This is a genomic window from Pseudomonas sp. LBUM1645, assembly GCF_059716185.1.
This window is the reverse complement of the sequence record NZ_CP166811.1, coordinates 5,209,411-5,233,086: the sequence shown is the minus strand read 5'-3', so window position 1 is coordinate 5,233,086 and position 23,676 is coordinate 5,209,411. Positions and strand designations below refer to the sequence as shown.

Sequence of the window (23,676 nt, the reverse complement as noted above, 5' to 3'; positions counted from 1 at the left end):
ATCTATGTTGGCCGTTACACCGCCATCGCGAGCAAGCTCGGCTCCTACAGGAGAGAGGAGTGTCTGATCCATCGGGCATGAAAAAGGCCATTCGATTCGCATCGAATGGCCTTTTTTGTTGCCGATGAATTACTCGGCGATCTGCAACTTGCGCGACTCGGTGTACACGTAGCGCACCTTCTCGTACTCAAACGGCGAGTTCAGCTGGCCATAGCGGAAGCTGTTCTGGTGACGCTTGTCGACGCCACGCAGGACCCAGATTTCCGGATGGTTTTCGCTGACTTCGGAGACGTTCAGAAAGTTGATCGCCGACTCTGCGGTGAAATCGACCGCCAGGCCCCCGGTGTCGCGGATGTTCGAAGGGCCGAGGATCGGCAGCACGAAGTAGGCGCCGCCCGGTACACCGTAGAAGCCCAGCGTCTGGCCGAAGTCTTCGTTCTGGCGCGGCAGACCCATGGCGGTGGCCGGGTCCCACAGGCCGGCGATGCCGACGGTGGTGTTGAGCAGCAGGCGCGCGGTGGTTTCCATCGAGCGCTGACCCTTGAACTGCAGCAGGCTGTTCAACAGGTTCGGCACGTCACCGAGGTTATTGAAGAAGTTGCTGACACCGGTGCGCAGGAAGCTCGGCGTGATGTAGCGATAGCCATCGACCACTGGCAGGAACACCCATTGGTCGAAACGGTAGTTGAAGTGGTAGACGCGGCGGTTCCACTCTTCCAACGGGTCGTAGACGTTCAGCGCGTTAAGCGTCGAGCGTTCGAACTCGCGCTGATCGAGCCCTGGGTTGAATTTGAGTTTGCTCAACGGCTCCTTGAAGCCGTCACTGTCAATCACAACCGGTGCGTTGGCTTTGCTGTTGTCGGCATTGGCGACGCCTGCACAGAGTAACGCTGCGATAAGCAGGAGATATTTAGCCACGGAAGAACTCCAGCATGGCGTCGCTGTTGACGCGGTAATTAAGGTTGCCGCAATGGCCGCCCAGTGGATAAACGGTCAAGCGATCGCCAAAGGTCTTGCGCAGGAAACCAAGGTCGCCAGGGCCGAGAATCACGTCGTCGGCGTTGTGCATGACGGCGATTTTCGGGCTGTCGTGCAGGTAATCCTTGAGTGCATACAAACTGACCTGGTCGATCAGTTGCAGCAGGCTGCCGCCGTCGGTGCGGGCGCGCCACATCGGGATGACCTGTTCGGTGATGTAACAGTCGAAGTCGCACTGCAGTGCGCGCTTGAGGAACGGCGTGAGGCTGGTGCCTTCGGTGATCGGGTATTTCTGTGGAATGATCAGGCCGCGACGGTTGATCAGGTCCGAGGTGAAGGCAATGTCGGCTGCCGAGAAGCGGAACGAAGTGCCGATCAACATGGCCATCTGCTCGTTGCTCAGGTGCTGCTTGGACTGCTGGAAGTCGTAGAGCAGGGCATCGTTGAGGTCGATGTAGCCTTTCTGCTGGAAGTAGCGGGTCAGTTTGTCCAGCACCAGCTCGTAGAAAGTGGTGGTGTTGTTGATGCCCTTGACCTCGGTCTGGACCAGCTTGTCCAGGTTGGTAATCGAGGTGTAGAGGTTGACCGGCGGGTTGAGCAGCAAGACTTTCTTGAAGTTGAAGCTGCGGCGGGTTTCATCCAGGTGTGCGACAAATGCCGCGTCCAGCGCGCCCAGGCTGTAGCCGGTCAGGTAGTAATCGGTGACGGCGACGTTCGGGTTTTGCGCCCGCACGGCCTGCATCACCCGGTACATGTCTTCGGCGTCTTCCTTGGTGATACCGGGCGTGGCAAAGCGTGAGGCGGCGCTCATGAAGTCGAAACTGGTCGGCGACGACAGTTGCACCACGTGGTAGCCGGCCTTGTAGTAGAGCTTTTTCAGGTATTCGTTGAGGCTGCTGTCATAGCGCGCGCCGGTGCCGGCGATCAGAAAGATCAGCGGTGCTGCCTTGTCTTGCGTGGCGATGCGGTAGGTCAGCTTTTTGACCGGCCAGAAGTTGTCCGGCAGTTCGAATGCACGCTCCGGGCGCAAGGTAACGCTGCGTGTCTGCTGATCGATGTCGTCGTCCAGCGGCAACTCCGGGCGCAAGTCCGGCGGTGTCGTGGCAATGGTCGCCTCGAACGGATTGGTCAAGGGGTAGCCATAACTGGCGGCGTCGATGTCTACCGCCAGTGCGGACGCACTCAAAATAAGGCCGCCAAACAGGGCGGCGAAGCGCAAGGAACGGAGCATGACTAGATCCCTTAGAGAAAGGTGCCGAATGAAGTTCGCAGGCTATGACCACGGGGTTTGCGCCAAAGTGCCATGGATCGGCACCAATCAGGCCTAATTTCGGAGTAATAGTAGCTGGACGATACACTTTGCAGCGATTTCGTGACCAATTATCTCTTACACGCGTTTGCTTACCGCTGGCGGGGGATTAAGCTGGCCGCCGTTTTCGTTTATTGGAGTGCTTCATGTCCCGCCGTCTGCCTGTGATTCTACTGCTCGTTCTCCTGCCATTATGGCTGGCCGCCAGTTATGGCGCGCGTTATGGCTTTATGGAGGATGCTCAATGGGTCGGCATCTGCGTGGACGAAGCGAGTCGCTGGGAATGCCAGGTTCGTTCGAGCCTGGGCCTGATGATTCACTTCAATGTCCTGGGCTTCGCGGCATTGGCGGCAGCTGTTATTGGGTTTGTGCTGCCGGGCCGGGCAGGGTGGTGGTTGGCCGTGCTGGCGCTGGTGTTCGGGTTTCCGGCGTTGGCGTTGTACAACACGACTTTGGCTGTTTTTGCGGTAGTGATTGCTGCTTTGCGTTTGGTCAGGGCTTCCCGCAGCGCCTGATAGATCGTCATCGCGAGCAAGCTCGCTCCCACAGGTTTCTTCAGCGAATACAGAATTTGTGTACGACAAAGATCCCTGTGGGAGCGAGCTTGCTCGCGATGAGGCCATCAGGCTCGCTGAAATTTACCCCTAGCGAACCCGCAAACTGCGCCACAACGCTGCAACCATCAACACACTCACCAGCGCCCAACCCCAAGCCTGCTGATTCTGCAACCCTTCACGATACAGCTGCGGCGCAATGCCAGCACCGATGATGAAGGTCAGCAGGGCAATCTCCCGACGCGGCACGCTCACCGGGCGGCACAGATAGACCAGCGCCGGCAGGATGAATGCAACACTCGGGAAGCTGCGATAACGCGGATCGAACACCAGCTCCAGCATCGTCACCGCAGCGGCAAACCCGGCCACAGCGAGCAACCAGCCCGCCCGACGTTCCAGCGCATTGAACGCCCGTCCGCGCCAGCCAGTGCGAGCGCTCAGGGTCAGTGCCGCATGGGCCAGTACCAACACATTCAAAGCCGTCAGCAAAGCGACCCACAACCATTCACTGGTAAACCGCGTAGTGACACGGGCCAGGTCACCCCAGGCGCCAATCGAGCAAGCGGCCAGCGCACCCAGCAGCGGTAGAACCAGCGCTGCGCGAGTGCTGCGTACACGGCCGCCGAGGATCAGCGTGCCAAGGAAGATCAAACCACCCACCACCAGCCACTGCGTCCAGTAAGGCACGTTCGACACCGGACCGGCGAGCACGCCCTTGTCCTGGCGATCGGCATCGAACAGGCCCCAGTAACCACCGACCGCACCTTCGCTGGCGCGTTTCCACGGCTGGTCGAACGCTTCGATCAGGTTGTAATGCCAGCCTTGCTGCTCCGCCATGATGACAAAAGCGCGAATGAACTTGGCTTCATTGACCCGGCTCGGCAGGGCGGTCTCACGCTGACGGCCTTCACTGGGCCAGCCGGTTTCGCCAATCATCACGTCCTTGGGTGCGAACTTGTTGCCGAACACCTGACGTACTTCGGCCACATGCTGCAGGGCGGCATCGATGTTCGACGGATCATCTTCCCAGTACGGCAACAAATGGATGGTCAGGAAATCCACCGCCGGGGCGACTTCCGGGTGTTTGAGCCAGAACTCCCAGACGTCGGCGTAAGTGACAGGCTGTTTGACCTGGCTTTTGACTTTATCAATGAGCTTGGCCAGCTGCGCGCCGGTGATTTCCTTGCGCAACAGGGTTTCATTGCCGACGATCACTGAGGTCACCACGTCCGCGTTCGCGTTGGCCGAGGCGATCAACAGGTCGACTTCCTTGGCGGTGTCCACCGGGTTGCTGTTGACCCAGGCGCCGATCATCAGTTTCAGCCCGTGCTTGCGCGCCAGGTCGGGCAGGGCCTCGAGGCCGGTCATGGAATAGGTGCGGATGCATTCGAAGCTTTTGGCCAGCAGCGCGAGGTCGGCGTCCATGCGCTCGGGGCGCAGCTTGAACGGCTGATCGAACGGCGATTGGTCCTTGTCGAACGGGGTGTAGGAGGCGCATTGCAGCTTGTGCGTCGCGCTGGCCACGTCCGGCAGCACCACCGGTTTACCGAGGCCGTACCAGAAGCCACCAAGGGCAAAAAGCCCCAGCAGGCAAGCGAATAGATAAGCAAAAAAAGGAAAGCGGGATGTCGCGGGCATGGTCAGGCCGTCTGGGAGCAAAGCCGCGCATGTTACCTTCATTTGCCGCGTGCTTGGTGGCCTGCATGATTTTGACATGCAATGTTTGGGCGGATTGGCCGACGGACTTCCAGTGGTCTAGATTAATGGCGTTCTGATGTCGTTTCTCGATGCCTTGAGGTCGCTGGCAGAGAAGGTCGCCATTGTCTTGAGGTTGATTATCGACGCATCAGTGCTCTCATTGATAAATCGCGCTGATGTTCGGATGAGTTTGCGGTGGGCGTGATGGGGGCGCTGTGCACCATAACAATACGTTGACGCGACTCGGCATCCGTCGAGCGCAGCACTTTCGGGGAAGTAACGATGAAGATGCGACGACTCTTGGGCGCAGGTGCCGCTTTGGTGCTGGCGATCAGTTCTACTGTAGCCAGCGCCGAAGGCAAGGCAGTGACTATCGGTTATGTCGACGGCTGGTCGGACAGTGTCGCCACGACCAACGTGGCCGCTGAAGTGATCAGGCAGAAACTCGGTTATGACGTGAAACTGCAAGCAGTCGCCACCGGGATCATGTGGCAGGGTGTGGCCACTGGCAAACTCGATGCCATGATGTCTGCGTGGCTGCCTGTGACGCATGGTGAATACTGGGCCAAGAACAAGGATCAAGTCGTCGATTACGGTCCTAACTTCAAGGACGCGAGAATCGGCCTGATCGTGCCGGAGTACGTCAAAGCCAAATCCATTGAAGATCTTAAAACCGACGAGAGCTTCAAAAAACGCATCGTCGGCATCGACGCCGGTTCGGGCGTGATGCTCAAGTCCGAGCAGGCGATCAAGGACTACGATCTGACCGGGTATCAACTCAAGGCCAGTTCCGGCGCCGGCATGATTGCCGAGCTGACCCGTGCCGAGAAGAAGAACGAATCCATTGCCGTCACCGGTTGGGTGCCGCACTGGATGTTCGCCAAGTGGAAACTGCGCTTCCTGGACGACCCGAAAGGCGTTTATGGCGCGGCTGAAACCGTAAACAACATCGGCAGCAAAGAACTGGCAACCAAGGCTCCGGAAGTTGCCAAGTTCCTGAAGAACTTCCAGTGGGCGTCGAAAGACGAAATCGGTGTAGTCATGTTGGCCATTCAGGATGGTGCCAAACCTGAAGCCGCCGCTAAGGATTGGGTGGCCAAACACCCGGAACGCGTTGCAGACTGGACCAAATGATTTGAGCTGACGCGTCTGGTCAGCACCTTACAGGGCCGCTTGGTATCACTGCCAAGCGGCCTTTTGCATTCGCGGATTCTTGCAGAGAGAACTTGGGTGCAAAGCAGGCTAATTATTATGTGCTGAAAAAAGGCAAAGCTGTCATGTCGTTCTAATACTAAGGTCGTCTGGAACCAGTTCCGTAGCCGCATAGAGTGGATAACGTTCCAACTTCATCTGTGCTGCGAGGATAAAAACAATGAACGACAGCATTTACCTCTCGATTCAAAACAGCCCGCTCTTCAAGGAGCTGGTTAGTAAGCGAGAAAGGTTCGCCTGGATTCTTTCGGCGATCATGCTTGGGCTTTACTCCGGATTCATCCTTTTGATTGCTTACGGGCCGCATATTCTGGGGGCGAAAATCAGCCCCGAGTCTTCGATTACCTGGGGGATACCGATTGGTGTCGGGCTGATTCTCTCGGCCTTTATCCTGACTGCAATCTACGTACGACGCGCCAATGGCGAATTCGACGACCTGAACAATGCGATTCTCAAGGAGGCTCAGCAATGATCCGGCGTCTAATGGCTCTATTGAGCATCGCAGCCTTTGCACCTGTCGTCTGGGCAGGTGAAGCCCTGACCGGCGAAGTGCACAAACAACCGCTCAACGTTTCCGCGATCCTGATGTTCGTCGCGTTCGTTGGTCTGACCCTGTGCATCACCTACTGGGCCTCCAAGCGCAACAATTCGGCGGCTGACTACTATGCGGCGGGTGGCAAGATCACCGGCTTCCAGAACGGTCTGGCGATTGCCGGTGACTACATGTCAGCGGCGTCCTTCCTGGGTATTTCCGCCCTGGTGTTCACCTCTGGCTACGACGGCCTGATTTACTCGATCGGCTTCCTGGTGGGCTGGCCGATCATTCTGTTCCTGATCGCCGAGCGCCTGCGTAACCTGGGTAAATACACCTTTGCCGACGTGGCGTCCTACCGCCTTGGGCAAACCCAGATCCGCACGCTGTCCGCTTGCGGCTCGCTGGTGGTGGTGGCGTTCTACCTGATCGCGCAAATGGTCGGTGCCGGCAAGCTGATTCAGCTGCTGTTCGGTCTCGACTACTACGTTGCCGTGATCCTGGTCGGTATCCTGATGTGCATGTACGTGTTGTTCGGCGGCATGCTGGCGACCACTTGGGTGCAGATCATCAAGGCAGTGTTGCTGCTGTCCGGTGCTACGTTCATGGCGCTGATGGTCATGAAGCACGTCAACTTCGACTTCAGCTTGCTGTTTTCCGAGGCGATCAAGGTTCACCCTAAAGGTGAGGCGATCATGAGCCCGGGCGGTTTGGTGAAAGATCCGGTTTCGGCATTCTCGCTTGGCCTGGCACTGATGTTCGGTACCGCTGGCCTGCCGCACATTCTGATGCGCTTCTTCACCGTGAGTGACGCGAAAGAAGCTCGCAAGAGCGTGCTGTATGCAACCGGCTTCATTGGTTACTTCTACATCCTGACGTTCATCATCGGCTTCGGCGCGATCCTGCTGGTCAGCACCAATCCTGCCTTCAAAGATGCTGCTGGCGCGCTGTTGGGCGGCAACAACATGGCGGCGGTGCACCTGGCTAACGCGGTGGGTGGCAGTATCTTCCTGGGCTTCATCTCGGCAGTCGCGTTTGCGACCATTCTGGCAGTTGTTGCCGGTCTGACGCTGGCCGGTGCTACGGCGGTGTCTCACGACCTTTACGCCAGTGTGATCAAGAAGGGCAAGGCCAACGACAAGGATGAAATCCGCGTCTCGAAAATCACCACTGTCTGTTTGGGTGTGTTGGCGATCGGTCTGGGCATTCTGTTCGAAAGCCAGAACATCGCGTTCATGGTGGGCCTGGCGTTCTCCATCGCGGCGAGCTGTAACTTCCCGGTGCTGCTGCTTTCCATGTACTGGAAGAAGCTGACCACGCGTGGTGCGATGATCGGCGGCTGGTTGGGTCTGATCAGTGCCGTTGGTTTGATGGTCCTTGGGCCAACCATTTGGGTGCAGATCCTGCATCACGAGAAGGCTATCTTCCCGTATGAGTACCCGGCGTTGTTCTCCATGGCCATTGCGTTTATCGGGATCTGGTTCTTCTCGATCACTGACAAGTCGACCGCGGCTGACAATGAGCGGGCGCTGTTCTTCCCTCAGTTTGTTCGTTCGCAGACGGGCTTGGGGGCGAGTGGGGCGGTTGCTCACTAAGGCTTCGGGTTTGCTTAGGTAAGTTGTGTTGAATAGAAATGCCCTGGTCGAGAGATCGGGGCATTTTTTTGTTGGGCGGTTTGGTTGTGTGCATATCCGTTGCTGCGGTAACGGCCACTTAGGGTTTCGCCCTTACGGCGACTCACTTTTTTTTCAAACGCCAAAAATAAGTAAGCAAAAAAAGGCTCGCCCCGAGCGTCCGGCCCCTCGCTTAGGCTCGGCGTTCCTTCGCTCCGGCATTCATCTGGGGGCATCGCCTACGGTCGGCTTCGCTTCGACCTCCTCTCGATGTGTTCGACTGCGTCGAACGGCGCTGCGCGCCTGCCCCCCAGATGAACACCTCCACTCAGCCTCCCGAAGGGGCGGGTGGATCAAGATCAAGAGCTGCAGGCGAGCTAACGCTCGGCTGTTGAGTGGTGAGAAGCGGGGGTACACCCATCCTCTGTAGGAGCTGTCGAGTGAAACGAGGCTGCGATCTTTTGATCTTGCTGTGGCTTTGGCTTTGGCTTTGGCTTTTGACATTGATCTTGATCTTGATCTTTCGCCCCTTCGGCAGGCCGAGTGGAGGTGTTCATCAGGGGGTTAGGCGCGTAGCGCCGTGCGGCGAAGCCGCACACATCGAGAGGAGGTCGTCGCGAAGCAGACCGTAGGCGATGCCCCCTGATGGATACCGGAGCGAGGGAACGCGGAGCTTTAGCGAGGCGCCGTACGCCGGGGCGAAGCCTTTTGCTTACTTTTCGGCGTCTGGAAAAGTGAGTCGCTGTAAAAGCGAAACCATAATCCGCCGTTACCGCAGAAATGGATATGTACACGACCAAAAACCCAGTCGGCCCTCAGGCCGCTGAGACCGCACAAACAAAAACGGCCTCTATATAAATAGAGGCCGTTCCCGGTGCAACTCAAGACGTTATCGCAAGACAGGTCTTATTTGCGGTCTTCCAGCTTGGTGATGTCACGCGACTCGTAGCCGGTGTACAGCTGGCGCGGACGGCCAATCTTGTACGGGCTGGAGAGCATTTCTTTCCAGTGGGAGATCCAGCCGACAGTCCGCGCCAGGGCGAAAATGACGGTGAACATGCTGGTTGGAATGCCGATCGCCTTGAGGATGATCCCCGAGTAGAAGTCGACGTTCGGGTACAGCGAGCGTTCGATGAAGTATGGGTCGGTCAGGGCGATCTCTTCCAGGCGCATGGCCAGTTCGAGTTGCGGATCGTTGGTGATGCCCAGTTCCTTCAACACTTCGTCGCAGGTCTGCTTCATGACTGTTGCGCGTGGGTCGCGGTTTTTGTAAACCCGGTGACCGAAGCCCATCAGTTTGAACGGATCATTCTTGTCCTTGGCCTTGGCGATGTACTTGTCGATGTTCGACACATCGCCAATTTCATCGAGCATGGTCAGAACAGCTTCGTTCGCGCCGCCGTGGGCAGGGCCCCACAGTGCAGCGATGCCGGCGGCGATACAGGCGAACGGGTTGGCACCCGAAGAGCCGGCCAGGCGTACGGTGGACGTCGATGCGTTCTGCTCGTGGTCGGCATGGAGGATGAAAATCTTGTCCATGGCGTTGGCGAGCACCGGGCTGATCGGTTTGATCTCGCACGGGGTGTTGAACATCATGTGCAGGAAGTTTTCCGCGTACGTCAGGTCGTTGCGCGGGTACATCATGGGTTGACCCATGGAGTACTTGTAAACCATCGCTGCCAGGGTCGGCATCTTGGCAACCAAGCGGATCGCGGAAATTTCGCGATGCTGCGGGTTATTGATGTCCAGGGAGTCGTGGTAGAAGGCCGAGAGGGCGCCGACTACACCGCACATGACGGCCATCGGGTGGGCGTCGCGACGGAAACCGTTGAAGAACGTCTTCAGCTGCTCGTGAACCATGGTGTGGTTCTTTACGGTGCTGACGAACTGGGCCTTCTGTTCTGCGGTCGGCAATTCGCCGTTGAGCAGCAGATAGCAGGTTTCCAGGTAGTCCGACTTTTCAGCCAGCTGTTCGATCGGGTAGCCGCGGTGCAGCAGAATGCCGTTGTCGCCGTCGATATAGGTGATCTTCGACTCGCAGGAAGCTGTCGACATGAAACCAGGGTCAAAGGTGAAACGGCCCGTGGCCGTCAGGCCCCGAACATCGATAACATCGGGACCAACGGTGCCGGTTAAAATGGGCAGCTCGACGGGGGCTGCGCCCTCGATGATCAACTGCGCTTTTTTGTCAGCCATGTGGCCTCCTATTTATGCTTGAAATCATCAGACAGACCCCCCACGCAGGGCCCGCACCACTATAGTGAGATAAATTCGAATGTCAATTTGCCTAAAGTCTTGCTCCAGAAGGCTTTAACCGGACTTTTTCCTCGAAATTGACTGCCATTTACGCCTTTTATACGACTTGTGCAATGAGCTATTAGGGGAAGGCGATTGCGTTGTCATTAGTAGCCTAACTGTCTATACTCGGCCTCCGACCGCCAGGGGCTTTTGGGCCTGCTTTACTGGGGGTCGCACTCCCTGGGTGGTGGGTACCTGACCAGTGCACTCCCCAACAACTTTGCCCTGATTGTTAGGGGCTCTTCAGTGTGAAAAAAAGCCGTGAATAGCCAACGACCTGTAAACCTAGACCTAAGGACCATCAAACTCCCAGTCACTGCTTACACGTCCATTCTTCACCGAATCTCCGGAATCATCCTCTTTGTCAGCCTGGCCATCATGCTTTATGCATTGGACAAGTCGCTCGACTCGGAAGAAGGCTTCGGTCAGGTGAAAGCGTGTCTGACCAGTCCGCTAGCCAAGCTAGTGACATGGGGCATCCTGTCCGCCTTGCTGTATCACTTGGTTGCCGGTGTGCGCCACTTGATGATGGACATGGGCATCGGCGAGTCGCTTGAGGGCGGCAAACTGGGCTCGAAAATCGTTATCGCCGTTTCCGTGGTGGTAATCGTTCTGGCAGGAGTTTGGATATGGTAACTAACGTCACGAACCTGTCGCGTTCGGGCCTCTATGACTGGATGGCACAACGTGTGTCTGCGGTCGTTCTCGCGGCTTACTTCATCTTCCTGATCGGATACGTCGTTGCCCATCCTGGCATCGGCTACGCCCAATGGCATGAACTGTTCGCAAGCAACTGGATGCGTATTTTCAGTCTCCTGGCCCTCGTTGCCCTCGGCGCTCACGCCTGGGTCGGCATGTGGACCATCGCGACCGACTACCTGACGCCAATGGCGTTCGGCAAGTCCGCGACTGCAATACGTTTCCTCTTCCAGGCAGTATGCGGCGTCGCGATGTTCGCGTACTTCGTCTGGGGTGTGCAGATTCTTTGGGGTATCTGATTCATGTCTACTACAGTTAATACGCTTTCGTTCGACGCCATCATTATTGGCGGCGGCGGTGCTGGCATGCGCGCTGCTCTGCAGCTGGCACAAGGTGGTCACAAGACTGCCGTAGTTACCAAGGTTTTCCCGACTCGCTCGCACACTGTATCCGCCCAGGGTGGCATCACCTGCGCCATCGCCTCGGCAGATCCGAACGATGACTGGCGCTGGCACATGTACGATACCGTCAAGGGTTCCGACTATATCGGTGACCAGGACGCTATCGAATACATGTGTTCCGTAGGCCCGGAAGCGGTCTTCGAGCTCGAGCACATGGGCTTGCCGTTCTCCCGTACCGAACAAGGCCGCATCTATCAGCGTCCGTTCGGCGGTCAGTCGAAAGACTTCGGTAAAGGTGGCCAGGCTGCACGTACTTGCGCCGCTGCCGACCGTACCGGTCACGCACTGTTGCACACCCTGTACCAGGCCAACCTCAAGGCCGGCACCGTATTCCTCAACGAATACTACGGCGTCGACCTGGTGAAGAACGAAGACGGTGCCTTTGTCGGCATGATCGTCATCTGCATCGAAACCGGCGAAACTTCCTACGTCCGCGCTAACGCCACTGTACTGGCGACTGGCGGTGCAGGCCGTATCTACTCGTCCACCACCAATGCCCTGATCAACACCGGTGACGGCGTCGGCATGGCTCTGCGTGCTGGCGTGCCGGTACAAGACATTGAAATGTGGCAGTTCCACCCGACCGGCATCGCCGGCGCCGGTGTACTGGTTACTGAAGGCTGCCGCGGTGAAGGCGGTTACCTGATCAACAAGCACGGCGAGCGTTTCATGGAGCGTTATGCTCCGAACGCCAAAGACCTTGCTGGTCGTGACGTTGTTGCTCGCTCGATGGTTAAAGAAATCATCGCCGGCAACGGTTGCGGTCCGGATGGCGACCACGTAATGCTGAAACTCGATCACCTCGGTGAAGAAGTTCTGCACAGCCGTCTGCCAGGCATCATGGAACTGTCCAAGACCTTCGCCCACGTCGATCCAGCCGTGTCGCCGATTCCGGTCGTTCCAACCTGCCACTATATGATGGGCGGCGTGCCGACCAACATTCACGGTCAGGCAATCACTCAGGACGCCGACGGCGTTGACCAGATCATCCCGGGTCTGTTCGCAGTAGGCGAAGTGGCCTGCGTATCGGTTCACGGTGCCAACCGTCTGGGCGGCAACTCGCTGCTCGACCTGGTGGTATTCGGTCGTGCAGCCGGCCTGTTCCTGGAACAGACCCTGAAAGAAGGCGTCGACTACACCCGCGCTCGCCAGTCCGACATCGACGCTGCCCTGGCACGTCTCGATGGCCTGAACTCGCGTACCGAAGGCGAAGACGTCGCCACCCTGCGTAAAGAGCTGCAAAGCTGCATGCAGAACTACTTCGGTGTATTCCGTACCGGCGAATACATGCAGAAGGGTATTGCTCAGCTGGCTGATCTGCGTGGCCGTATCGCCAACGTCAAGATCAACGACAAGAGCCAGGCGTTCAACACCGCTCGTATCGAAGCTCTGGAATTGCAGAACCTGCTGGAAGTGGCCGAAGCTACCGCCATCGCCGCAGAGATCCGCAAAGAGTCCCGCGGCGCTCACGCCCGTGAAGACTACGAAGATCGCGACGACGAAAACTGGCTGTGCCACACCCTGTACTTCCCGGGTGACAAGCGCGTAACCAAGCGTGCTGTGAACTTCTCGCCGAAGACTGTTCCGACTTTTGAACCTAAGATTCGGACTTATTAAGGGTGGCCGCCATGTTGCAAGTCAGTGTTTATCGCTACAACCCTGATCAGGACGCTGCGCCGTTCATGCAGGAATTTTCGGTCGATACCGGTGGTAAAGACCTGATGGTGCTGGACGTGCTGGCCCTGATCAAAGAGCAGGACGAAGGTTTCTCCTATCGTCGCTCTTGCCGTGAAGGTGTTTGCGGTTCCGACGGCATGAACATCAACGGCAAAAACGGTCTGGCGTGCGTCACGCCGCTGTCCGCTGTCGTAAAAGGTAACAAGCTGATCGTTCGTCCTCTGCCAGGTTTGCCGGTTATCCGTGACTTGGTCGTCGATATGAGCATCTTCTACAAGCAATACGAAAAAGTTAAGCCATACCTGCAGAACGACACGCCGGCTCCGGCCATCGAACGTCTGCAGACCCCTGAAGAGCGTGAAAAGCTCGACGGTCTGTACGAGTGCATCCTGTGCGCTTGCTGCTCGACCTCTTGCCCGTCCTTCTGGTGGAACCCGGACAAGTTCCTGGGTCCAGCTGCCCTGCTGCAAGCGTATCGCTTCCTGGCAGACAGCCGCGACACCAAGACTGCCGAGCGTCTGGCTTCGCTGGATGACCCGTTCAGCGTATTCCGCTGCCGCGGGATCATGAACTGCGTCAACGTCTGCCCGAAAGGCCTGAACCCGACTAAGGCCATCGGTCACGTACGTAACATGCTGCTGCAAAGCGGCGTGTGATTCAGCAGTACCTGTAGGACCGCTGTACCCGTAGATGCTACGGCGCAGGCTTCAACCGGCGCCGTAGTTTTAACCTGAGCAGCAGCTTATAAGGCTGCGGCTCTTATTTTGAAGAAATGAGACAAGCAGGGGCATCCGGGCTGGTACCCGGACTATCAGCGTGATCCTAAGTGGCTTGTTTTAGTCGCTGCATTCGGACTTCTGCAAGCGTGCTCGGTGTCGACGCCGGTGGTGTTCCCCTAACCGAGGGTGACCAAGCATGCAAGAAAGCGTGATGCAGCGCATGTGGAACAGCGCCTACCTATCCGGTAGTAACGCTGCCTATGTGGAAGAGCTCTACGAGCTCTACCTGCACGACCCTAACGCTGTGCCAGAAGAGTGGCGCACCTACTTTCAGAAGTTGCCTGCTGACGGCAACACTGCCACCGATGTTTCGCACTCCACAATTCGCGATCATTTCGTCTTGCTGGCAAAGAACCAGCGCCGCGCCCAACCGGTTTCCGCCGGCAGCGTGAGCAGTGAGCACGAGAAGAAGCAAGTTGAAGTGCTGCGATTGATCCAGGCCTACCGTATGCGTGGCCACCAGGCAGCCCAGCTTGACCCGCTGGGGCTGTGGCAGCGTCCTGCACCTGCAGACCTGTCGATCAATCATTACGGCTTGACCAATGCCGATCTTGATACGACCTTCCGTGCCGGCGACCTGTTCATCGGCAAAGAGGAGGCGAGCCTACGCGAAATTCACGAAGCGTTGCAGCAGACATATTGCCGCACCATCGGCGCTGAATTTACGCATATCACCGATTCCGAGCAGCGCCAGTGGTTCCAGCAGCGTCTGGAAAGCGTGCGCGGCCGTCCGACGTACTCTGCCGACATCAAGAGCCACCTGCTTGAGCGTGTCACCGCGGGCGAAGGTCTGGAAAAATACCTGGGTACCAAATACCCGGGTACCAAGCGTTTCGGTCTGGAAGGCGGCGAGAGCCTGATTCCGATGCTCGACGAGCTGATCCAGCGTTCCGGCTCCTACGGCACCAAGGAAATCGTCATCGGCATGGCCCACCGTGGTCGTCTGAACGTGCTGGTCAACACCTTCGGCAAGAACCCGCGCGAGCTGTTCGACGAGTTCGAAGGCAAGAAGAAGGTCGAGCTGGGTTCCGGTGACGTTAAGTATCACCAGGGCTTCTCGTCCAACGTCATGACCACCGGCGGTGAAGTTCACCTGGCCATGGCCTTCAACCCGTCCCACCTGGAAATTGTATCTCCAGTGGTCGAGGGTTCGGTTCGCGCCCGTCAGGATCGTCGTAACGACCCTACCGGCGAGAAGGTTCTGCCGATCTCCATCCACGGTGACGCGGCATTCGCCGGTCAGGGCGTGGTCATGGAAACCTTCCAGATGTCGCAGACCCGCGGTTTCAAGACCGGCGGCACCGTGCACATCGTGATCAACAACCAGGTCGGTTTCACCATCAGCAACCCGCTGGACTCGCGCTCCACCGAGTACGCGACCGACGTTGCGAAGATGATCCAGGCGCCGATCCTCCATGTGAATGGTGATGATCCGGAAGCCGTGTTGTTCGTGACCCAGCTGGCCATCGACTACCGCATGCAGTTCAAGCGTGACGTGGTGATCGACCTGGTCTGCTACCGTCGTCGTGGCCACAACGAGGCCGACGAGCCAAGCGGCACCCAGCCAATCATGTATCAGCAGATCACCAAACAGCGCACCACCCGTGAGCTGTATGCCGATCGTCTGACTCAGAGCGGTGTGCTGGACGTTGAACGTGTTCAGGCGAAAGTCGACGAATACCGCAATGCGCTGGACAACGGTCTGCATGTTGTAAAAAGCCTGGTCAAAGAGCCGAACAAAGAGTTGTTCGTGGACTGGCGTCCGTATCTGGGCCACGCCTGGACCGCGCGTCACGACACTCGCTTCGATCTGAAAACCTTGCAGGAACTGTCCGCCAAGCTGCTGGAAATTCCGGAAGGCTTCGTGGTTCAGCGCCAGGTCTCGAAAATCTACGAAGACCGTCAGAAAATGCAAGCCGGCGGCCTGCCGATCAACTGGGGTTACGCCGAAACCATGGCGTACGCGACCCTGGCGTTCGAAGGTCACCCGATTCGCATGACGGGTCAGGACATCGGTCGCGGTACGTTCTCGCACCGTCACGCTGTCTTGCACAACCAGAAAGACGCGGGTACCTACGTCCCGCTGCAAAACCTGTACAAAGGCCAGCCACGTTTCGACCTGTACGATTCGTTCCTGTCCGAAGAAGCCGTGCTGGCGTTCGAATACGGTTACTCGACCACCACGCCTGAGGCGCTGGTGATCTGGGAAGCCCAGTTCGGCGACTTCGCCAACGGTGCCCAAGTGGTTATCGACCAGTTCATCACCAGTGGCGAGCACAAGTGGGGCCGTCTCTGCGGTCTGACCATGCTGCTGCCGCACGGTTATGAAGGTCAGGGTCCGGAGCACTCTTCGGCTCGTCTGGAGCGTTACCTGCAACTGTGCGCCGAGCACAACATTCAGGTAGCCGTACCGACTACACCGGCTCAGATCTACCACTTGCTGCGTCGTCAGGTGATTCGCCCGCTGCGCAAGCCGTTGATCGTTCTGACTCCGAAGTCGCTGTTGCGTCACAAACTGGCCATCTCGACCCTGGAAGATCTGGCCGAAGGTTCGTTCCAGACCGTTATCCCGGAAATCGATGTCCAAGACCCGAAAAAGGTCGAGCGCGTTGTTCTGTGTAGCGGCAAGGTCTACTACGACCTGCTGGAAAAACGCCGTGCCGAAGGTCGTGATGACATCGCCATCGTGCGTATCGAGCAGCTGTACCCATTCCCTGAGGACGACTTGAACGAAGTCCTGGCTCCGTACACCAACCTCAAACATATCGTTTGGTGTCAGGAAGAGCCGATGAACCAGGGTGCCTGGTACTGCAGCCAACACCACATGCGCCGCATCGTTGGCAATCACAACAAAGCACTCTTTCTCGAGTACGCCGGTCGTGATGCTTCTGCTGCACCTGCTTGTGGTTATGCATCGATGCACGCTGAGCAGCAGGAAAAACTGCTGCAAGACGCCTTTACTGTTTAACGCCTTCGCGCACCTGAAACCGAATTTAAGGACCCACAGATAATGGCTATCGAAATCAAAGCCCCCACTTTCCCGGAATCGGTTGCCGATGGCACCGTTGCCACCTGGCACAAAAAGCCGGGCGACGCCGTCAAGCGCGATGACCTGATCGTCGACATCGAAACTGACAAAGTCGTATTGGAAGTGTTGGCCACCGCTGACGGCGTGCTGGGCGCTATCGTCAAGAACGAAGGCGACACCGTTCTGTCCGACGAAGTCCTGGGCTCCATCGAAGCGGGCGGCGCTGCTGCCGCTCCAGCTGCTGCCGCTGCTCCGGCCGCTGCACAAGCTGCTGCTCCTGCCGCTGAAGGCGAAGATGATCCTGTTGCTGCACCGGCTGCTCGCAAGCTGGCTGAAGAAAACGGTATCAACATCGCTTCCGTTGCCGGCACTGGCAAAGGCGGTCGTGTGACCAAGGAAGACGTTGTTGCCGCTGTAGCTGCCAAGAAAGCCGCTCCGGCTGCCGCGCCTGCCAAGGCTGCTGCTCCTGCTGCCGCTGCTCCAGTGTTCGCTGCCGGCGATCGCATCGAGAAGCGCGTACCGATGACCCGCGTGCGGGCCACCGTTGCCAAGCGTCTGGTTGAAGCACAATCGAACATGGCGATGCTGACCACTTTCAACGAAGTCGACATGACCGAAGTCATGGCCCTGCGTTCGAAGTACAAGGACCTGTTCGAGAAGTCCCACAATGGCGTGCGCCTGGGCTTCATGTCGTTCTTCGTCAAGGCTGCCACCGAAGCGCTGAAACGCTTCCCGGCCGTCAACGCGTCGATCGACGGTGCTGACATCGTTTACCACGGCTACGCTGACGTCGGTGTTGCTGTTTCCAGCGACCGCGGTCTGGTTGTTCCTGTTCTGCGTAACGCCGAACTGATGAGCCTGGCTGAAATCGAAGGCGGCATCGCCACCTTCGGCAAGAAGGCTCGTGACGGCAAACTGTCGATGGACGAGATGACCGGCGGTACTTTCACCATCACTAACGGTGGTACTTTCGGTTCGATGATGTCGACCCCGATCGTCAACCCGCCGCAAGCGGCCATCCTGGGCATGCACAACATTCTGCAGCGTCCTATGGCGATCAACGGTCAGGTTGTTATCCGTCCGATGATGTACCTCGCTCTGTCCTACGATCACCGTCTGATCGATGGCAAAGAAGCTGTGACCTTCCTGGTTACCATCAAGAACCTGCTGGAAGACCCGGCTCGTTTGCTGCTGGATATCTGATTTCGTTGCACGGGCCGCCCAGTGATGGACGGCCCTCCTGTAATGACCAGCTTCGTCCCACGACGGTCCTCAAAAGGGGCCGTCCGGTTTGATTCGAGAAGGAATGACACATGACTCAGAAATTCGACGTGGTAGTGATTGGCGCGGGCCCTGGCGGCTACGTGGCTGCCATTAAAGCAGCGCAACTGGGCCTCTCCACTGCCTGCATCGAGAAATACACCGACAAGGAAGGCAAACTGGCCCTCGGCGGTACTTGCCTGAACGTCGGCTGCATTCCATCCAAGGCGCTGCTGGACAGCTCCTGGAAATACAAGGAAGCCAAAGAAGGCTTCGCGATCCACGGTATCAATCACGCTGGCGTGACCATGGACGTGGCGGCAATGGTTGGCCGTAAAGCCAACATCGTCAAAGGCCTGACCTCTGGCGTTGCCACCCTGTTCAAGGCAAACGGCGTTACTTCCCTGCAAGGCCACGGCAAACTGCTGGCCGGCAAGAAAGTCGAACTGACCAAGCCAGACGGCACCGTCGAAATCATCGAAGCCGAGAACGTGATTCTGGCTTCGGGCTCGCGTCCGATCGACATTCCACCGGCTCCGGTTGACCAGAACGTGATCGTCGATTCGACTGGCGCGCTGGAATTCCAATCGGTACCTAAGCGTCTGGGCGTGATCGGCGCTGGCGTGATCGGCCTGGAACTGGGTTCGGTCTGGTCCCGTCTGGGTTCCGAAGTGGTTGTTCTGGAAGCGCTGGAGAAGTTCCTGCCAGCGGCTGACGACGCCGTTTCCAAAGAAGCCTACAAGACCCTGACCAAACAAGGTCTGGACATCAAGCTGGGCGCTCGCGTCACCGGTTCCAAAGTGAACGGCAACGAAGTTGTCGTGAACTACACCGATGCCAATGGCGAACAGAACATCACCTTCGACAAGCTGATCGTTGCCGTTGGTCGCCGTCCAGTGACCACCGAACTGCTGGCATCTGACAGCGGTGTGAACATCGACGAACGCGGTTTCGTTTTCGTTGACGACCAGTGCGCGACCAGCGTGCCGGGCGTTTACGCGATCGGCGACGTGGTTCGCGGCATGATGCTGGCGCACAAGGCGTCCGAAGAAGGCATCATGGTGGTTGAGCGCATCAAGGGCCACAAAGCCCAAATCAACTATGACCTGATCCCGTCTGTTATTTATACTCACCCGGAAATCGCGTGGGTCGGCAAAACCGAGCAGGTCTTGAAAGCTGAAGGCGTTGAAGTTAACGTCGGCACTTTCCCGTTCGCAGCCAGTGGCCGTGCCATGGCAGCCAACGATACCGGCGGTTTCGTGAAAGTCATTGCTGATGCCAAGACTGACCGCGTATTGGGCGTCCACGTGATTGGCCCGAGCGCTGCAGAACTGGTTCAGCAGGGCGCGATCGGTATGGAATTCGGCACCAGCGCTGAAGACCTGGGCATGATGGTTTTCTCCCATCCGACCCTGTCCGAAGCCTTGCACGAAGCAGCTTTGGCTGTGAATGGCGGCGCCATCCACATTGCCAACCGCAAGAAGCGTTAAGACAAGACAATAAGAAACCACGGCGGAAGGCCCGTCGTGAGCCTTGCGTGCAAGACTCACCGCGGAATGTCCGCCGGACGCAGCCTTGCGTAGTCTCACCGGTTATCCGGAACACCTACGCAAGCAGCAGTCACAGGTGGTGCGGCACTTGAACAAGTGCAGCACCGAATGCGCAGTACCTAACGAAGACGGTAATAAGCATGAATCTTCACGAGTATCAGGGTAAGCAGCTGTTCGCTGAATACGGCCTGCCAGTATCCCAGGGTTTCGCCGTAGACACCCCGGAAGCAGCAGCAGAAGCGTGCGACAAAATCGGCGGGACCGAATGGGTTGTCAAAGCCCAGGTTCACGCAGGTGGTCGCGGTAAAGCGGGCGGCGTTAAGCTGGTTCGCAGCAAAGAAGACGCCAAAGCATTCGCTCAACAGTGGTTGGGCAAGCGTCTGGTGACTTACCAGACTGATGCCAATGGTCAGCCAGTCACCAAGATCCTGGTTGAATCGTGCACTGATATCGCTAAAGAGCTGTACCTGGGCGCTGTCGTTGACCGTTCGAGCCGTCGCATCGTGTTCATGGCTTCCACCGAAGGTGGCGTGGACATCGAGAAAATCGCTCACGACACCCCTGAGAAAATCCTCAAGGCCACTATCGATCCACTGGTTGGCGCTCAGCCATTCCAGGGTCGCGAGCTGGCATTCCAGCTGGGTCTGGAAGGCAAGCAAGTTGCTCAGTTCGCCAAGATCTTCGTAGGTCTGGCCAAGCTGTTCAAGGATCACGACCTGGCTCTGCTGGAAGTGAACCCGCTGGTGATCAAGGCTGACGGCGATCTGCATTGCCTCGACGCCAAGATCAACATCGACGCCAACGCCATGTACCGTCAGCCTAAGCTGAAGACTTTCCACGATCCGTCGCAAGACGATCCGCGCGAAGCGCACGCTGCCAAGTTCGAACTGAACTACGTAGCACTGGAAGGCAACATCGGTTGCATGGTCAACGGTGCTGGCCTGGCCATGGGTACCATGGACATCGTCAACCTGCATGGCGGCAAACCAGCCAACTTCCTCGACGTGGGCGGCGGTGCTACCAAAGAACGCGTTACCGAAGCGTTCAAGATCATCCTGTCCGACACTAACGTCGCTGCAGTACTGGTCAACATCTTCGGCGGCATCGTTCGTTGCGACATGATTGCCGAAGGCATCATCGGCGCTGTGAAAGAAGTCGGCGTGAAAATCCCGGTTGTTGTTCGCCTTGAAGGCAACAACGCTGAGCTGGGCGCTAAAGTACTGGCAGAAAGCGGTTTGAACATCATCGCTGCTACCAGCCTGACCGACGCTGCTCAACAAGTTGTCAAAGCTGCGGAGGGCAAATAATGAGCGTCCTGATCAATAAAGACACCAAAGTTATCTGCCAGGGTATTACCGGTTCGCAAGGTAGTTTCCACACCCAGCAAGCCATCGAATACGGCACCAAGATGGTTGGTGGCGTAACTCCTGGTAAAGGCGGCACCGAGCACCTGGGTCTGCCAGTGTTCAACACCGTGAAAGATGCTGTAGCTGCCACTGGCGCCACCGCCAGCGTGATCTACGTTCCAGCTCCTTTCTGCAAGGACTCCATCCTGGAAGCAGCATTCGGCGGCATCAAGCTGATCGTCTGCATCACCGAAGGCATTCCTACCCTGGACATGCTGGACGCTAAAGTTAAGTGCGACGAGCTGGGCGTAGTCCTGATCGGCCCTAACTGCCCAGGCGTGATCACCCCAGGCGAATGCAAGATCGGCATCATGCCAGGTCACATTCACTTGCCAGGCAAGGTCGGTATCGTTTCCCGTTCCGGCACCCTGACCTACGAAGCTGTGAAGCAGACTACTGACGCCGGTTTCGGTCAGTCGACTTGCGTCGGCATCGGCGGTGACCCGATCCCAGGCTCGAACTTCATCGACATCCTGAAGTTGTTCCAGGAAGACCCGAAGACCGAAGCGATCGTTATGATCGGTGAGATCGGCGGTTCGGCTGAAGAAGAAGCGGCTGCCTACATCAAGGCACACGTGACCAAGCCGGTTGTTTCCTACATCGCTGGTGTGACTGCCCCTGCGGGCAAGCGCATGGGCCATGCTGGCGCAATCATCTCTGGCGGCAAAGGCACTGCAGACGAGAAGTTTGCTGCCCTGGAAGACGCAGGCGTTAAAACCGTGCGTTCGCTGGCAGACATCGGCAAGGCTTTGTCCGAGCTGACCGGTTGGGCGATCAAGTAAGCCTCGCGCTTATCTGACGCTTCACCAAACAAAGGCCACCTTCGGGTGGCCTTTGTCGTTTCTGAAGATTAAAAGATCGCAGCCTCGTTGCACTCGACAGCTCCTACAGGCAACACAAAACCTTGTAGGAGCTGTCGAGTGCAACGAGGCTGCGATCTTTTGACCTTTATATATGTAAACGCGACACGGAAATGTCGCGTATCGGATAGATCGCACCCTAACAGTGCGTTTGTCGGGCAAATTCGTTAGGCTAGCAGCCATTTTTGCGTCCGCGACCCACAAGGTTGCTACGCGCTAAACGGGTCAGTCCTATACGGACCGACAGCATTTCCCTCACCCCTCAGGGAAATCCCTCTCTAAATTCCGATTCAGTAGTGTGGTATTTCCTTAATGAAAGTGTTGAAAGGCCAGGACATCCTGGCACTTGGTTTTATGACGTTTGCCCTGTTTGTCGGGGCTGGCAACATCATCTTCCCGCCTATCGTCGGTCTGCAGTCCGGTCCAAATGTCTGGATGGCGGCGCTGGGCTTTCTGATCACCGCGGTCGGTCTGCCGGTGATCACCGTTGTCGCCCTGGCCAAGGTCGGTGGTGCCATGGATGCCTTGAGTAGCCCGATCGGGAAAGTCGCCGGTGGCCTGCTGGCGGCCGCGTGCTACCTCGCTGTCGGCCCGCTGTTCGCGACACCGCGCACCGCCACCGTGTCATTCGAAGTCGGCTTGGCGCCGCTGACTGGCGAGAGCCCGCTGGCACTGTTCCTCTACAGCTCGGTGTACTTCCTGCTGGTGTTCTTCATCTCGCTCTATCCGGGCCGGCTGCTGGATACCGTAGGACGTTTCCTCGCACCGCTGAAGATCATCGCCCTGGCCGCGCTCGGCATCGCAGCGTTTGCATTGCCGGCCGGTGATGTTGGCGTGGCCACCCCGGAATACGTGGCGGCACCGTTCTCCCAAGGCTTCATCAATGGTTACCTGACCATGGATACCCTGGGCGCGCTGGTGTTTGGCATTGTCATTGTCAACGCGATCCGCTCTCGTGGCGTCGAGTCGCCGGTGTTGATTACCCGTTACGCGATCATCGCCGGGCTGATTGCCGGCGTGGGTCTGGCGCTGGTTTACGTCAGCCTGTTCCGTCTCGGTTCGGGTAGCCATGAAGTGGCCGCGGGTGCCACCAACGGCGCGGCGGTATTGCACGCTTACGTGCAACACACCTTCGGCTCTCTGGGCAGCGGTTTTCTGGCGGTGCTGATTTCCCTGGCCTGTCTGGTGACGGCGGTGGGTCTGACCTGCGCCTGCGCCGAATACTTCAGCCGTGTGCTGCCGCTTTCCTACAAGACATTGGTCATCATCCTGGCTGCGTTCTCCCTGCTGGTGTCCAACCTGGGCCTCACCAAGCTGATTGCGTTCTCGATCCCGGTGCTGACCGCGATCTACCCGCCGTGTATTGCCCTGGTCGCCCTGAGCTTCTGCAAGGACTTCTGGCATGAGCAGGGTCGTATCGTCGGTCCGGTGATGCTGGTGTCGTTCATCTTCGGTTTGATCGACGCCCTCAAGGGCGCGGGTCTGGCCGACTGGATGCCGACTCAGTTGTCCCACCTGCCGCTGAGCGAGCAAGGCCTGGCCTGGCTGGTGCCGTCGGTCATGACCCTGGTTGTCGCGGTGGTTTGCGATCGCATGCTGGGCAAGCGCGAAGAAGCACTGGCTTAAGCCGCTTCATGGCCCGCCACAAGCGGGTCGTGAACACACATGGAAATGCCCCGTATCAATCGATACGGGGCATTTTTTATGGGCTTGTACAAATCTAATGTGGGAGCGAGCTTGCTCGCGATGAGGGCATAACATT

At 57.8% G+C, this 23,676-nt stretch carries 18 protein-coding genes; 14 read left to right on the top strand and 4 right to left on the bottom strand.

Going from position 1 to position 23,676, the window contains the following annotated elements:
- Positions 1–129: 129 nt before the first annotated feature.
- Complete coding sequence (locus ACA079_RS23605; RefSeq protein WP_497701132.1) at positions 130–918, bottom strand: MlaA family lipoprotein; 789 nt, start codon at positions 916–918, stop codon at positions 130–132.
- Positions 911–2,209 (bottom strand): serine/threonine protein kinase, encoded by a 1,299-nt coding sequence (locus tag ACA079_RS23600; protein ID WP_415770558.1) that lies wholly within the window; start codon positions 2,207–2,209, stop codon positions 911–913. The genes ACA079_RS23605 and ACA079_RS23600 overlap by 8 nt, the downstream gene beginning before the upstream one ends.
- Before the next feature lie 224 nt (positions 2,210–2,433).
- Between ACA079_RS23600 and ACA079_RS23595 the strand changes: the two genes are divergently transcribed.
- Positions 2,434–2,802 (top strand): hypothetical protein, encoded by a 369-nt coding sequence (locus tag ACA079_RS23595; RefSeq protein WP_497701131.1) that lies wholly within the window; start codon positions 2,434–2,436, stop codon positions 2,800–2,802.
- Positions 2,803–2,931: 129 nt separating this feature from the next.
- Here the strand turns inward: ACA079_RS23595 and ACA079_RS23590 are convergent, their stop codons facing one another.
- Positions 2,932–4,521 carry a glycoside hydrolase family 17 protein gene (locus ACA079_RS23590; protein ID WP_497701130.1) on the bottom strand — a complete coding sequence of 530 codons (1,590 nt, stop codon included), beginning with the start codon at positions 4,519–4,521 and terminating at the stop codon, positions 2,932–2,934.
- A 300-nt stretch (positions 4,522–4,821) separates the two neighbouring features.
- Here ACA079_RS23590 and ACA079_RS23585 point away from each other — a divergent pair, with 300 nt between their 5' ends.
- The 3 genes from ACA079_RS23585 to ACA079_RS23575 all read left to right on the top strand — a co-directional run bounded on the left by ACA079_RS23585 (position 4,822) and on the right by ACA079_RS23575 (position 7,878).
- On the top strand, positions 4,822–5,673 hold the full coding sequence (locus tag ACA079_RS23585; protein WP_497701129.1) for a glycine betaine ABC transporter substrate-binding protein: 852 nt from the start codon (positions 4,822–4,824) through the stop codon (positions 5,671–5,673).
- A gap of 238 nt (positions 5,674–5,911) precedes the next feature.
- Positions 5,912–6,223, top strand: coding sequence for a DUF485 domain-containing protein (locus tag ACA079_RS23580; RefSeq protein WP_129442278.1), 312 nt, complete (start codon positions 5,912–5,914; stop codon positions 6,221–6,223).
- On the top strand, positions 6,220–7,878 hold the full coding sequence (locus tag ACA079_RS23575) for a cation acetate symporter (RefSeq protein WP_497701128.1): 1,659 nt from the start codon (positions 6,220–6,222) through the stop codon (positions 7,876–7,878). The genes ACA079_RS23580 and ACA079_RS23575 overlap by 4 nt, the downstream gene beginning before the upstream one ends.
- A 924-nt stretch (positions 7,879–8,802) precedes the next feature.
- Here ACA079_RS23575 and gltA read toward each other — a convergent pair.
- Complete coding sequence (gene gltA, locus ACA079_RS23570) at positions 8,803–10,092, bottom strand: citrate synthase (protein WP_008148584.1); 1,290 nt, start codon at positions 10,090–10,092, stop codon at positions 8,803–8,805.
- 363 nt (positions 10,093–10,455) lie between these two features.
- Between gltA and sdhC the strand changes: the two genes are divergently transcribed.
- The 10 genes from sdhC to brnQ all read left to right on the top strand — a co-directional run bounded on the left by sdhC (position 10,456) and on the right by brnQ (position 23,540).
- Positions 10,456–10,830 (top strand): succinate dehydrogenase, cytochrome b556 subunit, encoded by a 375-nt coding sequence (sdhC, locus tag ACA079_RS23565; protein WP_033053500.1) that lies wholly within the window; start codon positions 10,456–10,458, stop codon positions 10,828–10,830.
- Positions 10,824–11,192 (top strand): succinate dehydrogenase, hydrophobic membrane anchor protein, encoded by a 369-nt coding sequence (gene sdhD, locus ACA079_RS23560; protein ID WP_027922414.1) that lies wholly within the window; start codon positions 10,824–10,826, stop codon positions 11,190–11,192. Before sdhC ends, sdhD begins: the two co-directional genes overlap by 7 nt.
- A gap of 3 nt (positions 11,193–11,195) precedes the next feature.
- Positions 11,196–12,971, top strand: coding sequence for a succinate dehydrogenase flavoprotein subunit (gene sdhA, locus ACA079_RS23555; protein ID WP_046048042.1), 1,776 nt, complete (start codon positions 11,196–11,198; stop codon positions 12,969–12,971).
- Between the two features lie 11 nt (positions 12,972–12,982).
- The gene (locus ACA079_RS23550; RefSeq protein ID WP_008148594.1) at positions 12,983–13,687 is read left to right on the top strand and encodes a succinate dehydrogenase iron-sulfur subunit; all 705 of its coding nucleotides are present in this window, start codon (positions 12,983–12,985) and stop codon (positions 13,685–13,687) included.
- A gap of 259 nt (positions 13,688–13,946) precedes the next feature.
- Positions 13,947–16,778 (top strand): 2-oxoglutarate dehydrogenase E1 component, encoded by a 2,832-nt coding sequence (locus ACA079_RS23545; RefSeq protein ID WP_497701127.1) that lies wholly within the window; start codon positions 13,947–13,949, stop codon positions 16,776–16,778.
- Positions 16,779–16,820: 42 nt separating this feature from the next.
- Positions 16,821–18,041 carry a 2-oxoglutarate dehydrogenase complex dihydrolipoyllysine-residue succinyltransferase gene (gene odhB / locus ACA079_RS23540; RefSeq protein ID WP_010456848.1) on the top strand — a complete coding sequence of 407 codons (1,221 nt, stop codon included), beginning with the start codon at positions 16,821–16,823 and terminating at the stop codon, positions 18,039–18,041.
- Positions 18,042–18,151: 110 nt separating this feature from the next.
- Complete coding sequence (lpdA, locus tag ACA079_RS23535; protein WP_415770543.1) at positions 18,152–19,588, top strand: dihydrolipoyl dehydrogenase; 1,437 nt, start codon at positions 18,152–18,154, stop codon at positions 19,586–19,588.
- Positions 19,589–19,788: 200 nt separating this feature from the next.
- On the top strand, positions 19,789–20,955 hold the full coding sequence (gene sucC, locus ACA079_RS23530; protein WP_008148602.1) for an ADP-forming succinate--CoA ligase subunit beta: 1,167 nt from the start codon (positions 19,789–19,791) through the stop codon (positions 20,953–20,955).
- A complete protein-coding gene (gene sucD, locus ACA079_RS23525; protein WP_008148605.1) occupies positions 20,955–21,836 on the top strand; it encodes a succinate--CoA ligase subunit alpha in 882 nt (293 codons plus the stop codon). Before sucC ends, sucD begins: the two co-directional genes overlap by 1 nt.
- A 390-nt stretch (positions 21,837–22,226) precedes the next feature.
- The gene (gene brnQ, locus ACA079_RS23520; RefSeq protein WP_415770541.1) at positions 22,227–23,540 is read left to right on the top strand and encodes a branched-chain amino acid transport system II carrier protein; all 1,314 of its coding nucleotides are present in this window, start codon (positions 22,227–22,229) and stop codon (positions 23,538–23,540) included.
- Positions 23,541–23,676 lie beyond the last annotated feature (136 nt).